General features: G+C 70.9%; 12 protein-coding genes. 5 read left to right on the top strand and 7 right to left on the bottom strand.

From position 1 onward, the window contains the following. Positions 1 to 1347, bottom strand: a complete 1347-nt coding sequence (locus D1369_RS22765) for an MFS transporter (RefSeq protein WP_007382846.1) — start codon at positions 1345 to 1347, stop codon at positions 1 to 3. Between the two features lie 25 nt (positions 1348 to 1372). Further along, a complete protein-coding gene (locus tag D1369_RS22760) occupies positions 1373 to 1810 on the bottom strand; it encodes a MarR family transcriptional regulator (RefSeq protein WP_007382847.1) in 438 nt (145 codons plus the stop codon). A gap of 145 nt (positions 1811 to 1955) precedes the next feature. Here D1369_RS22760 and D1369_RS22755 point away from each other — a divergent pair, with 145 nt between their 5' ends. Then, positions 1956 to 2144, top strand: coding sequence for a hypothetical protein (locus D1369_RS22755; RefSeq protein WP_007382848.1), 189 nt, complete (start codon positions 1956 to 1958; stop codon positions 2142 to 2144). Between the two features lie 22 nt (positions 2145 to 2166). Here the strand turns inward: D1369_RS22755 and D1369_RS22750 are convergent, their stop codons facing one another. Continuing rightward, positions 2167 to 3561: an NCS2 family permease gene (locus D1369_RS22750; RefSeq protein ID WP_007382849.1), complete on the bottom strand. Its 1395-nt coding sequence runs from the start codon at positions 3559 to 3561 to the stop codon at positions 2167 to 2169. Between the two features lie 111 nt (positions 3562 to 3672). On the opposite strand from D1369_RS22750, the gene D1369_RS22745 reads away from it, so the two are divergent. Together D1369_RS22745 and D1369_RS22740 are read left to right on the top strand one after the other, a co-directional pair. Further along, positions 3673 to 3957 carry a DUF2530 domain-containing protein gene (locus D1369_RS22745; RefSeq protein ID WP_007382850.1) on the top strand — a complete coding sequence of 95 codons (285 nt, stop codon included), beginning with the start codon at positions 3673 to 3675 and terminating at the stop codon, positions 3955 to 3957. Positions 3958 to 4069: 112 nt separating this feature from the next. Further along, positions 4070 to 6466: a cation-translocating P-type ATPase gene (locus D1369_RS22740; RefSeq protein WP_007382851.1), complete on the top strand. Its 2397-nt coding sequence runs from the start codon at positions 4070 to 4072 to the stop codon at positions 6464 to 6466. Positions 6467 to 6475: 9 nt separating this feature from the next. Here D1369_RS22740 and D1369_RS22735 read toward each other — a convergent pair whose 3' ends face one another. The 3 genes from D1369_RS22735 to D1369_RS22725 form a co-directional block, all read right to left on the bottom strand. After that, positions 6476 to 7276 (bottom strand): hypothetical protein, encoded by an 801-nt coding sequence (locus tag D1369_RS22735; protein ID WP_007382852.1) that lies wholly within the window; start codon positions 7274 to 7276, stop codon positions 6476 to 6478. Between the two features lie 133 nt (positions 7277 to 7409). Next, positions 7410 to 8261, bottom strand: coding sequence for a hypothetical protein (locus D1369_RS22730; RefSeq protein ID WP_007382853.1), 852 nt, complete (start codon positions 8259 to 8261; stop codon positions 7410 to 7412). 258 nt (positions 8262 to 8519) lie between these two features. Continuing rightward, the gene (locus D1369_RS22725; RefSeq protein WP_118082587.1) at positions 8520 to 11675 is read right to left on the bottom strand and encodes a molecular chaperone Hsp90; all 3156 of its coding nucleotides are present in this window, start codon (positions 11673 to 11675) and stop codon (positions 8520 to 8522) included. Between the two features lie 155 nt (positions 11676 to 11830). Here D1369_RS22725 and D1369_RS22720 point away from each other — a divergent pair, with 155 nt between their 5' ends. Together D1369_RS22720 and D1369_RS22715 are read left to right on the top strand one after the other, a co-directional pair. Beyond that, a complete protein-coding gene (locus tag D1369_RS22720; RefSeq protein WP_007382855.1) occupies positions 11831 to 12448 on the top strand; it encodes an RNA polymerase sigma factor in 618 nt (205 codons plus the stop codon). Beyond that, positions 12441 to 13397, top strand: coding sequence for a CU044_5270 family protein (locus D1369_RS22715; protein ID WP_037900541.1), 957 nt, complete (start codon positions 12441 to 12443; stop codon positions 13395 to 13397). Before D1369_RS22720 ends, D1369_RS22715 begins: the two co-directional genes overlap by 8 nt. Positions 13398 to 13410: 13 nt before the next feature. Here D1369_RS22715 and D1369_RS22710 read toward each other — a convergent pair whose 3' ends face one another. Then, positions 13411 to 14337 carry a DUF3027 domain-containing protein gene (locus D1369_RS22710; RefSeq protein WP_007382857.1) on the bottom strand — a complete coding sequence of 309 codons (927 nt, stop codon included), beginning with the start codon at positions 14335 to 14337 and terminating at the stop codon, positions 13411 to 13413. Positions 14338 to 14712 lie beyond the last annotated feature (375 nt).

Here is a 14712-nt window from a genome sequence, read left to right as displayed (position 1 = left end):
TCAGGCCGCCGCGGCCAGTTGCTCCCGTGCCTCGCGGGGCACGAAGCGGACGTGCGGGTGACCGCGGTGCCAGCCGACCGACAGCCGCAGGTTGCCGACGCGGGCCAGGACCAGGCCGATCGTCACAGCAGCCAGCGCTGCGATCGCGCCGCCCACCGCGAGACCGGCCCGGACGCCGTACGCGTCGGTGATCCAGCCGGCGATCGGCGCGCCGATCGGTGAGCCGCCCATGAACACCATCATGTAAAGGGCCATCACCCGGCCCCTCATGGCCGGGTCGGTGCCCATCTGCACGCTGGTGTTCGCGGTGACGTTGACCGTCATCCCGAACATGCCGATCGGCGCCATGAGCAGGGCGAACAGCCACAGCGAGGGGGCGAGGGCGGACACGATCTCCAGCGTGCCGAAGGCCACCGCGCCCACGACCAGCACCCGCATCCTGGCGGTGCCGCGCCGGGCCGCGAGCAGGGCGCCGGCCAGGGAGCCGACCGCCATCACCGTGTTGAAGAGGCTGTAGGAACCCGCGCCCGCGTGGAAGACGTCGTCGGCGAAGGCCGAGAGGTAGACGGGGAAGTTGAAGCCGAAGGTGGACACGAACCCGACCAGGACGATGGTCCAGATCAGCTCCGGTCGCCCGGCCACGTACTGCAGGCCCTCCCGCAGCTGTCCCTTGCCGCGCGGGGCGCGCTCGACGACGTGCAGCTCACGCGCCCGCATCATCAGCAGACCGACCAGCGGGGCGACGAAGGACAGGCCGTTGGCGAGGAACGCCCAGCCGGTGCCCACGCCGGTGATCATGACGCCGGCGACGGCAGGCCCGATGAGACGGGCCGACTGGAAGTTCGCGGAGTTCAGGCTGACCGCGTTCTGGAGCTGGTCGGGGCCGACCATCTCGGAGACGAACGACTGGCGGGCCGGGTTGTCGACGACCGTCGCGAGGCCCACGGCGAAGGCGGCGAGGTAGACGTGCCAGACCTGGACGTGGCCGGACAGGGTGAGGACGGCGAGCGCGATACCGGTGGCGCCCATCGCGGACTGCGTGAACAGCAGCGCGCGGCGCTTGGACAGCCGGTCGACGAGGACACCGCCGTAGAGGCCGAAGAGCAGCATCGGCAGGAACTGCAGGGCCGTCGTGACGCCGACGGCGGTGGCGGAGCCGGTGAGGCTGAGCACCAGCCAGTCCTGGGCGATGCGCTGCATCCAGGTGCCGATGTTGGAGACGACCTGCCCGGCGAAGAACAGGCGGTAGTTCCTGACCCTCAGCGAGCTGAACATGGACGACTTGCGGGACGCAGAGGTAGAAGGGATCGGTGCGGGGGCGGAAGGTGCTCCGGGTCCCGTACTCAAAGTGCGTTCGCCTCCTCTTTGTGGCTTACAGGTGTGCGAGTTTCTCCAGCACGGGGGCGGCTTCGCGCAGTTTCGCCCACTCGTCCTCGTCGAGGCCGTCGACGAGGGTGGCCAGGAAGGCGTTCCGCTTGGCGCGGCTCTCCGCGAGCATGGCCTCAGCCTGCTCGGTCTTGGTGACGACCTTCTGGCGCCGGTCCTCGGGGTGCGGCTCCAGCCGGACGAGTCCCTTGGCTTCCAGCAGCGCCACGATGCGGGTCATCGACGGCGGCTGGACGTGCTCCTTGCGGGCGAGCTCGCCCGGGGTGGCCTTGCCGCAGATGGAGAGGGTGCCCAGCACCGACATCTCGGTGGGGCTCAGTGACTCGTCGACCCGCTGGTGCTTGAGCCGACGGGACAGTCGCATCACGGCTGATCGCAGGGAGTTCACGGCGGCAACGTCGTCGCCATGGGTAAGGTCCGGCATCTCTTTAGCATAACTCATTACTCTAGCTAAACAAGCTGGCGCGCGCGGGGATTCCCGTGACTCCGGCCACTGAAACCCGATCTTCACCCGTACGAGTGAGTCGGTGGCGGAACGTGAACGCCGCTCCCCGTCGGCAGCGACCCTCGTGTTCATGGGGACCAGCGTGCTCAGCCTGCGGATAGACGGGGAGCTGCTCGAGCGGCTCCGGGACCATGCGGCCAAAAGGGGGATGAGCGTCCAGGACTATGTGATCCGAACGCTCATCCGAGACGACTTCGACGAGCGGTTCCAGAGCGCCGTCGACGAGACCGAGAAGTTCTACGGGGTCACGTGAGAGCGGGTCACGTGAGAGCGGGTCACGTCAGGCCCAGCGCCGGCATCAGGTAGTAGAAGCCGAACACCGCCGCGACGACGTACATCGGAACCGGGACCTCCCGGCCACGGCCGGCCGCCAGGCGCAGCACCACGAAGGTGATGAAGCCCATGCCGATGCCGTTGGTGATCGAGTAGGTGAACGGCATCATCACCATGGTGATGAAGGCCGGGATCGCGATCGTCCAGTCGGCCCAGTCGATGTCCTGGACCGAGTTCGCCAGGATCATGAAGCCCACCGCGAGCAGCGCGGGGGTCGCGGCCTGGGACGGGACCATGGTGGCGACGGGCGTCAGGAAGAGGGCCACGGTGAAGAGACCGCCGGTGACCAGGTTCGCGAAGCCGGTGCGGGCGCCCTCGCCGACGCCGGCCGTGGACTCCACGAAGGCCGTCGTCGCCGACGACGAGCTCGCGCCGCCCGCGGCGACCGCGAGGCCGTCGACGAAGAGCACCTTGTTGATGCCGGGCATCTGACCCTGGGCGTCGGTGAGCTTGGCCTCGTCGGAGACGCCCATGATCGTGCCCATCGCGTCGAAGAAGCACGACAGCAGGACCGTGAAGACGAAGAGGATGCCGGTCAGTACGCCGACCTTGTCGAAGCCGCCGAAGAGGCTGACCTTGCCGAGCAGGCCGAAGTCGGGGGTGGCGACCGGGTTGCCGGGCCACTTCGGGGCCGTGAGCCCCCAGGACGGGACCTTGGCGACCGCCTCGATGACCATCGCCACGACCGTCATCGTGACGATCGAGATCAGGATCGCGCCGGAGACCTTGCGGACGATGAGCGCGAGGGTCAGCAGGGCGCCCAGGATGAAGACCAGGACCGGCCAGCCGTTGAGGTGTCCGTCGCCGCCGAGCTGGAGCGGGACGGTGGTCTGGGCGACGTCCGGGATGCGGGAGACGAAGCCGGAGTCCACGAGCCCGATCAGCATGATGAACAGGCCGATACCGATGGAGATCGCCTTGCGCAGCCCGAAGGGCACCGCGTTCATCACGCGCTCGCGCAGACCGGTGGCGACCAGCAGCATCACGATGAAGCCCGCCAGGACGACCATGCCCATCGCGTCCGGCCAGGACATCCGGGGCGCGAGCTGGAGCGCGACGACGGAGTTCACACCGAGTCCCGCGGCCAGCGCGATGGGGACGTTGCCGACCACGCCCATGAGGAGTGTGGTGAAGGCCGCGGTCACGGCGGTCGCGGTGACCAGCTGGCCGTTGTCCAGCTGATGGCCGTACATGTCCTTGGCGCTGCCGAGGATGATCGGGTTCAGCACGATGATGTAGGCCATCGCGAAGAAGGTGGCGAAGCCGCCCCGGATCTCGCGCGGCAGGGTGCTGCCCCGCTCGGAGATCTTGAAGTAGCGGTCGAGGGCGGTCGGCATTGGATGTTCCTACGAGCAGAAGTGGACAGACACAAACCGTTTCAGTATGAACGTATAACGTCCATGGGACCATCTCCGCGCGTAGATGTGATCGCCTCGTAAGCTGTCCCCATGGACGTGTTCTCTTCGGGATCCTTCAAGCACGAGGCACCGGAGCCCCTGGAGGGCCCCGTGGTCGCCACGGTCACCGGCGGCACGATCCTGTGGTTCGTCCTCTTCCTCGCACAGCTCCCCTTCTACGGCTGGTTCGCGGACCACGACCACACCTGGTGGCTGTGGACCTGCCTGGCCGGCGGCGTGCTCGGGCTGTACGGCACCTGGTACGTGCGCAAGCGGGACGCGGCGATCAAGAATGCGGACGGCACGGATTCCGCCACCGGCCCTGCTGCCGAGTGACGAGCACCCCGTAGTACCACGGCATCATTCGCCCGCTCCCCTCTCCTCCCCAGGTCGGAACTTCCGGCCACTCGGCGGGTGAAGCCGCAAAACCGCACGTACCGTCGAGTGCATGACGCACACCGACGCGGGCGCCGAACTCGACCCTGTGCACCCCACGAGGCTCGGGGCGCCGGCGGCGGGCGGGCTCACCGCGGCCGAGGTCGCCGAGCGGGTGACGCGCGGGCAGGTCAACGACGTGCCGGTGCGCAGCAGCCGGAGCCTGGGGGAGATCGTCCGGGCGAACGTCTTCACCCGGTTCAACGCGATCATCGGTGTGCTCTGGCTGGTCATGCTGTTCGTCGCGCCGTTCCAGGACAGCCTGTTCGGATACGTCATCCTCGCCAACACCGGGATCGGCACCATCCAGGAGTGGCGGGCGAAGAAGACCCTCGACTCGCTCGCGGTGATCGGCGAGGCGAGGCCGACCGTACGGCGGGACGGGGCCGCGACCGCGGTCAGCACCTCGGAGATCGTCCTGGACGACGTCATCGAGATCGGGCCCGGCGACAAGGCCGTCGTCGACGGGGTGGTCGCGGAGGCCGACGGCCTGGAGATCGACGAGTCGCTGCTGACCGGCGAGGCCGACCCGGTGGTGAAGCGGCCCGGCGACCAGGTGATGTCCGGCAGCTTCGTGGTCGCCGGCGGTGGCGCCTTCCGGGCGACCAAGGTGGGCCGCGAGGCCTACGCGGCCCAGCTCGCCGAGGATGCCTCCCGGTTCACCCTGGTTCACTCCGAACTGCGCTCCGGCATCTCCACGATCCTCAAGTACGTGACGTGGATGATGGTGCCGACCGCGATCGGCCTGGTCGTCAGCCAGCTGTTCGTGAAGGACAACGACCTCAAGGACTCCATCGCCCGCACGGTCGGCGGGATCGTGCCGATGGTCCCGGAGGGGCTGGTCCTGCTGACCTCCGTCGCCTTCGCCATCGGCGTCATCCGGCTTGGCCGGAAACAGGCCCTCGTCCAGGAACTCCCGGCCATCGAGGGCCTCGCCCGCGTCGACACGGTCTGCCTCGACAAGACCGGCACCCTCACCGAGGGCGGCATGGACGTCACCGAGCTCAGGCCGCTGCAGGGTGCCGACGAGTCGTACGTACGGAAGGTCCTGGGCGCGCTCGGCGAGTCGGACCCGCGGCCGAACGCCTCCCTCCAGGCGGTCATCGACGCCTACCCGGACACCGAGGAGTGGCGCTGCACCGAGTCACTGCCCTTCTCCTCGGCCCGCAAGTACAGCGGGGCCACCTTCAGCGAGGGCGGCGGCGAGACCAGTACGTGGCTGCTGGGGGCGCCGGACGTGCTCCTGGCGCCGGACGACCCCGCTCTCGCCGAGACCGGGCGGCTCAACGAGCAGGGGCTGCGCGTGCTGCTGCTGGCCCGGGCTTCCCGGGACCTCGGCCATCCCGAGGTCACCCAAGGAGCGCGGCCGACCGCCCTGGTCGTCCTGGAGCAGCGGCTGCGGCCCGACGCGGCCGACACCCTGCGGTACTTCGCCGAGCAGGACGTCCGCGCCAAGGTCATCTCCGGGGACAACGCGGTGTCGGTCGGCGCGGTGGCGGCCAAGCTGGGACTGAACGGCAGCACGGTCGACGCACGCAGGCTGCCCGCCGACCCGGACGGGATGGCGAAGGAGCTCGACGAGGGCACGGTGTTCGGGCGGGTCACCCCGCAGCAGAAGCGGGACATGGTGGGGGCGCTCCAGTCGCGCGGGCACACCGTCGCGATGACCGGTGACGGGGTCAACGACGTGCTCGCCCTCAAGGACGCCGACATCGGGGTGGCGATGGGCTCCGGGTCGGAGGCCACCCGGGCGGTCGCGCAGATCGTGCTGCTCGACAACAGCTTCGCGGCGCTGCCGTCCGTGGTCGCGGAGGGCCGGCGGGTCATCGGCAACATCACCCGGGTCGCGACCCTGTTCCTGGTGAAGACCGTCTACTCGGTACTGCTGGCCGTCCTCGTGGTGTGCTGGCAGGTCGAATACCCGTTCCTGCCACGGCACTTGACCATGCTGTCGACGCTGACGATCGGTATCCCGGCCTTCTTTCTGGCCCTCGCGCCCAACACCGAACGCGCGCAACCGCACTTCGTGCGGCGGGTGATGCGGTACTCGATCCCGGGCGGAGTGGTGGCGGCGGTCGCGACCTTCGTGACCTACCTGATCGCCCGTCACCACTACACGGGCGAGGGCGCGTTGGACGCCGAGACGAGCGCGGCGACACTGACCCTGTTCCTGATCTCGATGTGGGTGCTGGCGATCATCGCCCGCCCGTACACCTGGTGGCGGCTCGCGCTGGTCGCGGCGATGGGCCTCGGGTTCGTCCTGGTCCTGGCCGTGCCCTGGCTCCAGGACTTCTTCGCGCTGAAGCTGGTGGGGCTGACGATGCCGTGGATCGCGGTCGGCATCTCGGTGGTGGCGGCGGCCGCCCTCGAACTCCTGTGGAGGTGGGTCGACCGCCGCGGTTCCGCTTAGTGCCGGGTTCTACTGGACGTCGACGAAGTCGCCCGCCGCGCTCACGGACGACGTGGTCGTCGTGCCCGCGAAGCTGTAGCGGTAGTAACCGTCGGCCGTCGCCGTGGTCGTCGTCTTCAGCGTGCCCGTGGACGACGTCTTGATCGTCTTGAGGGTCGTGTAGGTGCTGCTGCCCTTCTTGCGGAACTGCAGCTTCACCGGCTGGGTCGAGTAACCCGCGTACTTGTTGGTGTCCCAGTTGGCGCGGGCCAGCTTGCCCGTGACGGTGATGGTCTTGCCCTTCTTCACCGGCTCCGGGGAGGCGTCGGTGGTGAGGGTGGCCGTGCGCTGGAGGTGGGTGGTGCCGAGGTTGCCCTGCCAGGTGATATTGCCGTCGCCGTCGACCGCGAGGGCGCCCAGCTTCCAGGTGCCCGCCTCGCTGCTGATCAGGTCGCCGGTCCCGTCGGTGCCCTTCGGGCGGAACTGGATCTTCGCGGAGCACTTCAGCACCGTCGAGGAGGACGCCGTGCAGGTGCCGGCGTCGTCACCGAGGAGCATGTCGTCGGAGCTCTCGCCGAACGTCGTACCGCGGTACAGGGCGGGCCCGGACTGGAAGGAGCTCGCGCTCAGGTTCGCGGGCTTGGTCACGGTGTAGGTCGCGGAGACGGTGACCGTCGACGTCGTGCCGACCACGATGTCCTTGCCGCTGTTGACCTTCAGGTTGGAGAAGGTGACGGCGGGCCCGGCCGTGGCGGCCTGGGCGGCCGGCACGGCGAGGGTGGAGAGTGCCACGGCGCCGGAGGCGGCGAGGACGAGGGCGCGTATGCGCATGTGCGTTCCCCATGAGGAGAGAAGGATGTCGGAGTCTGATGACTCACTTCCTAGATCCCTGACTCATGGGGCTGGTTGTACGCGTGGGACGTGATTTGGGCCGCACTTGCGCAACGCTTTACTTCGGCCCGACCTACTGGACGTCGATGAAGTCACCCGCGGCGTTGACCGCCGGGGTGGTGGAGGTGCCCGCGAAGCTCCAGCGGAAGAACCCGTCGACCGTGGCCTTGACCGTGGTCTTCAGATCCCCCTTGTTGTTGGTCTTGACGGTCTTCACGGTCGTGTAGGTGTCGGAGTCCTTCTTCCGGAACTGCAGCTGCACCGGCTGGGTCGAGTAGCCCGCGTACTTCCGCGTCTCCCAGTTGGCCCGGGTCAGCTTGCCCGTGACGGTGATGGTCTTGCCCTTCTTCACCGGCTCGGGGGCGGCGTTGGCGGTGAGCTTCGACAGGCGCTGGACCCGGTGGGTGCCGTAGAGGTCGTTCCAGTAGATGCTGCCGGCCTCGTCGGCGGCGATCGCGCCGGCCGTCACGTGCCAGGTGCCGGCCAGCGAGTTCATGTACAGGTACCGGCCGGCGTCGACCGTGATGGTCAGCTTGCAGGTCGAGGTGGTGGCGCTGACCGCGGTGCAGGTGGCGGCCTCCTCGTTCGGCCCGAACACACCGTCGACGTGGGCGCGGTCCCTGCCGTGCCACAGGTCGACGTACGCGTCCTCGATATTGGCGGAGTGGCTGGCGGTCAGCGACACGGTGTAGGTCTTGCTGCCCGTGTAGCCGGCCACGATGGCCTTGCCTCCGTTGACCTTCACGTCGGAGACGACCGGCAGTTCGTCGTCGGCGGCGGCACTCATCGTCGACCGGGAGTGCCCGAAGCGCTCGGCGGCGGTGGTCTTGTGGATGCCTACGTCAGTGGCCTGCGCGGCCGGAACGGCGAGAGCGGTAAGGGCCAGGGCGCCGGAGGCGGCGGCCACGGTGGCACGAATTCGCATGTGTTCCCCACGTGAGACGAGTGGTCGAGTGACTCGCGTGGTCAGATGGCCCCGTACGGGGATTGGTTGCGCTTCCGGTAAGAAAATCTTGACGACCGCGCCGGCGCGAGCTGGGGCAGTTCCTCCCCCAGCCGGTCGTCGTCGTCGCTCAGGGGGAGTTGGCGAACAGGGCCCACAGCTCGATGTGGTTGGCCGGCACGAAGCGCGGGCCGCCCTCGAAGTCGAGGTAGTCGGCCGGAGTGAGCTCCTCGTCCACGCTCAGTCGAACCAGCGGTCCCGCGCCAGTTCCTCCGTGCGGGTCGGGTCCTCCAGCAGGGCCGCCACCTCGAAGCGCCGTGGCCACTGCCCCGCCGCCCAGGCCAGACCCGCGGCCACGCCCTCCAGGGTGGAGGCGTGCAGGACGCCGTCGTGCGTCAGGCGCCAGTCGATCTCCACGCCGTCGACGACGAGTTCGTCGTGCTCGACGTAGGTCGACGGGGTACGGGCGCCCAGCAGCACCCCGACCGGCCCCGGTACGTCGTGCTCGGTGCCATCGGAGTCGACGGAACCGGTGACGGACTCGCTCAGGCGGCGGACCTGGAAGAGTTCGGCCAGTTCGGCGGCCCGGGACGGGCGGACCGGCAGCAGGGGGACGCCCTGTGTGAAGGGGAGCAGGTCCGGGGAGTCGACGACCACCGCGTCGGCGGCGTCCACGACCCCCACCCGGCCGTCGGTCACGGCCCGCAGCTCGTCGGGCAGGGTGACCTGCTCCGGGTCGAGGTCGGCCAACGCGCTGTAGAGGGCGTGCAGTTGGGCCGACGTCACCGGGCGGTCGGGGTCGGCGAGGCGCTCCAGCAGTTCCGCCGCCCCGCCGGGTTCCGCCAGCAGCGCGGCCACCGAGGTCCGTACGCCCAGCGCCCGCAGCACCTGCTCGTCGTCGAAGCCGGTCGCGTCCGCCTCGTCGTAAAGGCCGCGCAGGAGGGGGTCTCCCCCGGCCGCCAGCAGGCCGGCCGGGCGTCGGCCGTCGAGTACCGGGTTCCCGCGCAGCCACCAGGCGGTGTACGGCCGTACGAGTTCATGGGTGCCGTCCGGGAGGAGGATGCGGACCTGCTGGGTGAGCGCGTCCCTCAGGGGCGGCTGGGCCAGCAGGGCCAGGGCCTCGGGCCACTTGTCCTCGTCGACCAGGTCGAGATCGCGTACGGCGACCAGTTCGGTGGCGACCGGCGGTACCGGGGTGTCCGGGAACCGGTCGAGGATGTCCTCGCACCACACGTCCACGGCATCCAGGAGTCCGGCGTCGTCCGGTTCGGCGAAGTCGCCCTCGCGGGGTTCCAGTTCGTCCGGGTCCAGCACCACGTCCGTGGCGCGGACCAGGGCGAAGTTGGCGAGCACCCCGCAGGCGGCGAGGGGCTGTTCACCCCACTTGCCGGCCAGGTCGGCGTCCACGAAGGCCAGTTCGTCCTCGCGCATGACCTGGGCGAAGGGGCTGCCGGGCAGGACGAGTTCACCGGCGGGGACCAGCTCCCCCTCCTCGTCGGGCAGGGCGAGCGCGCCCAGCCACGGCTCCTCGCCGGGCTCCAGGCCCGCGTCCCGGACGAGCGCGAGGACGGTGTCCGCCAGCTCCTCGGCGTCCGGGGTGTCCTCCTCCCAGCTCATGCCCCCGTCGTCGTCCAGGGAGGCGGCCACGGCGGCCCGCACCTGGGGCGTGGTGAGCACCGCGCGCGCAGTCGCGGGCAGTGCGCCCAGCTTCTCCAGGAGCGGGTGGGCGGCGGCCGGGTGGGCGACCTTGAGGCCGAGCCGGGCGAGCACCTCGGCGTCGATCAGGGGGCCGTCCGACGTGGGCAGCAGCACCTGCCGGGGCCCGATGGTCGTCCGTCCGTCGGCGAGCGGCACGGGAAGGCCGGAGAGCCGGTCGGGGTCGACGCCCGCGAGGCTGTCGTAGAGCCGCTGCCACCACTCCGGTTCCTTCTCCAGACCCGCCAGCCGGTCGATCGCGTCGGTCAGCGGAACCCGGGCGACGCCCAACGTGCGCAGTTCCACCCGGCGTTCGAGACCGGCGGGCAGCAGCGTGGGCAGCACCTCGGCGAGCACCCGTACGGTGTCGGCGCCCGCGCCCTCGACGACCTCGGCCTCGCGCGGGCGCAGGGCCTCGGGCAGTTCCGAGTCGTCGCCGGGGTCGAGTGCGGGCGGGAGAAACGCTGGGAGGGCCGGTGGGAGGAACGCAGCGCGCGGCAGGCGGTCCAGAATCGCCTGCCGCAGCGTCCCGTCCAGCTCGCCCTTGCCCAGCGGGCCGGGCACCAGCGCGATGATCCCCTCGCTCACCGGCCGCCAGCCGGCGAGGAGTTCGGCGTACACGTCCGCCGCGCGCTGCACGAGGAAGTCGGTGAGGGGACCTGGGGCCGCGTGCCGGCGGGTGGTGTCCAGCGGGAAGGACGCGATGAGCAGCGCGGGCACGCCGAGCGGTTCGTCGCTGGGCGTCGGGGCGTGCACGACGGGGCTGGTGCGGGGGTGGGCCGGGGTGCCGTCGGGGTCGGCGGGCACGGCCCAGGTCAGCGACCAGTGCGGCCGCAGCCGCTCCTCGACGGGCCGGCCGGCGAGCAGGTCGGGGGTGAGCTGTCCGTGCGCGGCCGCGGTGCGCCACCGGGTCGTACCGTCTCGCGAGTCCTCCACGACGGTGAGCTCGCCCTCGGTGCGGCGGCTGATCGTGCGGGTCGTGTCGGTCTCGATCACGACCTCCTCAAGCCCGGGGAGGGCGAGGAGCAGGGCGTCGTCGACGGCGTTCAGCAGCCGCTCGGCGAGGTCGGCGGCGGCGGTGTCGCGCAGCGGGAGGATGACGACGGTGTCGTAGGGGTCGGGCGCGGTGCCCTCGGCGGCGAACGGGAGCCGCAGCAGCGGGACATGGCCGTCGCGGCGGCGCATCTCGTCGCCGAGGCCGGGGCTGTGGCGGGCGGTCTCGGCGGCGTGGTCGCGGGCCTCGGCGAGGGACCAGCGGACCCCGCCGTGGCGGCCGACGACGGCGGGCTCGTCGGTGACGGCGAGCACGGCGGCGAAGCCGACGCCGAAGCGGCCGACGGAGCCGTCCGCGTTGTCGCGCTTGGCGGAGGCACGGAGCGTGGAGAGGGACTCGACACCGGCCGCGTCCAGCGGGGCACCGGTGTTGGCGGCGAACAGGACGCCCTCGCGCAGGGTGAGCCGGAGCCGTCCCGGCACGCCCGCCCTGGCCGCCGCGTCGGCGGCGTTCTGCGCGAGCTCGACGACGAGTCGGTCCCGGTACCCGCCGAGGACGAGGTCCTCCTCGGCGTTGGCGTCCTCCCGGAACCGGGCGGGGCTGGTGGCCCAGGCGTCCAGCACCCCTCGCCGGAGCCGGGCGGTCCCGAACGGGTCGGCACCCTCGGCAGCGGGCCGCACGAACTTGCTCACGTTGACTCTCCTCATCGGCGTGACGATGAAGGTACCGCGACGAGGGAGGACGGAAACGCCGCCCCAGCGGCCCTCACACCACGTCCCCAAGGGAACCGGATTCCCGCGAGCGGCGAAGTACGGGGTGTAGGCCCGAGCTTCACAGCGCTACAGCGACGAAAGGAGCCCCGATGACCGTCGAACCAGGCGTCAGGGTGGGGCAGGACAGCGACGCCTCGGTGATCGAACGGTCGTGGGACGAGCCCGAGACGTTCGCCTTGCTCTTCGACCGTCACGCCGACTCGGTGCACCGCTACGCGGCGCGCCGGCTGGGTGCGGAGGCGGCCGAGGACGTGATGGCGGAGACCTTCACCACCGCGTTCCAGCAGCGCTTCCGGTACCGCACGGAGGCGTCCGACGCCCGTCCCTGGCTGTTCGGTATCGCGACCAACCTCATCGGCCGTCACCGCAGGGCCGAGGCCCGGCGGCTGAAGACGCTCGGCCGGCTGCCTCCGGCGGCCCCCGGTGGTGCGGCCGAGGAGACGGTCGCGGACCGGGTGGCGGCACGGGTCAGCGCCCAGGCGGTCAGCGGCGAACTCGCCGGTGCCCTGGCCCGGTTGCCCGCCCGGCACCGGGACGTGCTGCTGCTGGTCGCCTGGGCCGACCTCGGTTACGAGGAGGTCGCGGCCGCCCTCGGCGTGCCGGTGGGGACGGTCCGGTCACGACTGCACCGGGCTCGCAGAAAACTTCGTGAGGCATTGGGCGGATCCGATCCGACCGCTCTCCGAGAGGAATCCGACGATGAATGAGATCGAGCTTCTGAGGGAGTGGGACGCGGACGCGCCCCCTCTCACGGACACCGCCCGCGCCCGCGCCCGCTTCCGCCTGTACCAGGCGATGCGGGCCCCGGCCACGACACCCACCACCGGCCGCGCCCTCGGCCGCCGTCCGCTGCTGCGGATCGCCGTGGCCTGCGCCGCCGCGGCCGCGGTCACCGCGACCGTGGTGGTCGCCCAGAACACCGGGGAGAACGCGCCCCGCACCCAGACGGTGAGCGCGACCACCGTGCTGTGGGGGGCGGCGGCCGAGGCACGGCGGACCGAGAAGCCGCTCGCCCCGCGCGACGACCAGTTCATCTACACGAAGGAGGTCATCGAGCTCAAGCCCGTCTCGGGCGGTCACGTGAAGAGGTACGTCGACGAGAGCTGGAGCTCGGTCGACGGGTCCAAGAAGTCCTACGTCAGCGAGCTGGGCTACAAGCAGTGGGTGCCGCCGTTCCGGAAGGGTGAGTCCACCTGGCCGCCGCGCGAGTGGTCGAAGCTGGAGCAACTGCCCCTCGATCCGGCCAGGCTGACGATCACCCTGCGCGAGGCGGGCACCAAGCCCGACTTCGGCCGGAAGACCAGGGCCGACGAGTGGCCGCAGATCCAGTTCTTCCTCGCCGGACTGCTCCGCGACTCCGTCCTGCCCAAGGGACTGCGCTCGGCGGCGTTCGAGGCGCTGGCCGCCGTCCCCGGGGTCGAGGTGCTGCCGGACCGGACCGAGTTCAACGGGCACACGGCCATCGGTGTCCGGTACGTCGGCCCGCGCGGCACCCCCTGGGAGAAGGGCGGGCGGGTGCTGCTCTTCGACGCGAAGACGTACCAATACCTGGGGTTGCGTGAGCGGACCACCATGAAACTGACGACCAAGGTCTATGACCAGTCGCAGTACATCGTCGCCGACGGCGTGGTGGACCGGGTGCTCCAGCGCCCCTGACCCCTCGCTCCTCCTACGAGTGACCCAGTTCCGCCGTGTCCTCGTCCGCCAGCACCGGCACCGACCCCGAGTCGGATGCCGGTCGCAGCGGGAACGGGTCCACCCGGGTCTCGTCGATCACCGGAGGGGCGGGCTGCGGGGGCTTCGGCATGACGGCCGCTTCCGAGTGGCCCCCGCAGCCGTAGGACAGCGAGACCACGCGGCCGTCCGCGGGGGCGAACTCGTTCGCGCACAGGCCGAAGGCCTGGCCGAGCGAGCCGCCCAGCGGGACCAGGAAGCCGCAGCTGACGCAGGGCGCCGGGGCCGCCTGGGCCATCGGCGTCTTCGCGCCGAAGGACTCCTCCCAGCGGTCGGCGGCGACATGCAGGCCGTAGCGGGACAGCACCCGGGCCCGGCGCATGCCCAGTTCCTCGGCGACCGCGGCGATCGAGCCGCGGGTCGGGGCCACCGGTAGGTTCGAGACGGCGCCCTCCGTGAGCTCCGCGTCCTCCGCCTCGACCAGCTCGGCCATCTCCTCGGACACCGGCGCGCTCGGCAGCGGCTCGTCCTCGCCGGTGTAGCCGGGCTCCAGGCGCAGGTCCTCGGCGTCAGTGGGGAGCAGATCGCCGGGGCCCATGTCGCCGGGGCGCAGGCGTTCGCTCCACGGCACCCACTCCGGTGCCAGCAGCGCGTCCGGGCCGGGGAGCAGGACGACCTCGTCCAGCGTCACGAGCTTCGCGCGGGAGGCGCGGGCGACCGTCACGGCCCAGCGCCAGCCCCGGTACCCGAGCTCCTTGCACTCGAAGAAGTGCGTGACGACACGGTCTCCCTCGGAGACCAGGCCCGCGTGCTCACCCACCACACCGGGCGCGGCGGCCTCCTCGGCGGCGGTGCGGGCGAGGTCGACGGCCTCGGCGCACAGGCGGTCGGGGGTGCGGCTTCGCGTTGTCGCTGCGCTCACAGGTATCGCTTCTCTCCTACGCCGTCACTCGGGTGCGCCGGCCTGAAGGCGGTGGGTGCGGACGGAGCGGACCGGAGGACCGCGTCGACGTCCGCGCCCGGTCGCGCTCGGGCGCACCTGCTCCATCCATTCTGCGGGATGCCGGAGAGGCGCGCGGCCGAGAGCGTTCGCCACGGCGCGCTACGCACGCTACCTGTTCGCCGCCGCTCGGCCTACACCGACGTGAGGGTTCGTTGCCTCCAGGGGGCCTCCAGTGGCCCTCCCGTGGTCCCGCGATGGCACTTCATACGCGTTCATACGCGCGGTAACCGCGCTACTCACTGCTTTCTCGGGGCACTATGACGGGGTGGCAGCCTCGAGGACACACCAGGGAGC

It is taken from the genome of Streptomyces sp. CC0208 (assembly GCF_003443735.1).
GTDB classification, from domain to species: Bacteria; Actinomycetota; Actinomycetes; order Streptomycetales; family Streptomycetaceae; genus Streptomyces; species Streptomyces sviceus.
The sequence above is the reverse complement of the archived record's forward strand: the minus strand, read 5'-3'. Positions and strand labels throughout refer to the sequence as shown.

Coding starts and splice junctions, on each gene's coding strand:
- D1369_RS22730 (WP_007382853.1), bottom strand. CDS start 8,261: ATGCGAATTCGTGCCACCGTGGCCGCCGCCTCCGGCGCCCTGGCCCTT.
- D1369_RS22740 (WP_007382851.1), top strand. CDS start 4,070: ATGACGCACACCGACGCGGGCGCCGAACTCGACCCTGTGCACCCCACG.
- D1369_RS22760 (WP_007382847.1), bottom strand. CDS start 1,810: ATGCCGGACCTTACCCATGGCGACGACGTTGCCGCCGTGAACTCCCTG.
- D1369_RS22720 (WP_007382855.1), top strand. CDS start 11,831: ATGACCGTCGAACCAGGCGTCAGGGTGGGGCAGGACAGCGACGCCTCG.
- D1369_RS22735 (WP_007382852.1), bottom strand. CDS start 7,276: ATGCGCATACGCGCCCTCGTCCTCGCCGCCTCCGGCGCCGTGGCACTC.
- D1369_RS22750 (WP_007382849.1), bottom strand. CDS start 3,561: ATGCCGACCGCCCTCGACCGCTACTTCAAGATCTCCGAGCGGGGCAGC.
- D1369_RS22745 (WP_007382850.1), top strand. CDS start 3,673: ATGGACGTGTTCTCTTCGGGATCCTTCAAGCACGAGGCACCGGAGCCC.
- D1369_RS22715 (WP_037900541.1), top strand. CDS start 12,441: ATGAATGAGATCGAGCTTCTGAGGGAGTGGGACGCGGACGCGCCCCCT.
- D1369_RS22725 (WP_118082587.1), bottom strand. CDS start 11,675: ATGAGGAGAGTCAACGTGAGCAAGTTCGTGCGGCCCGCTGCCGAGGGT.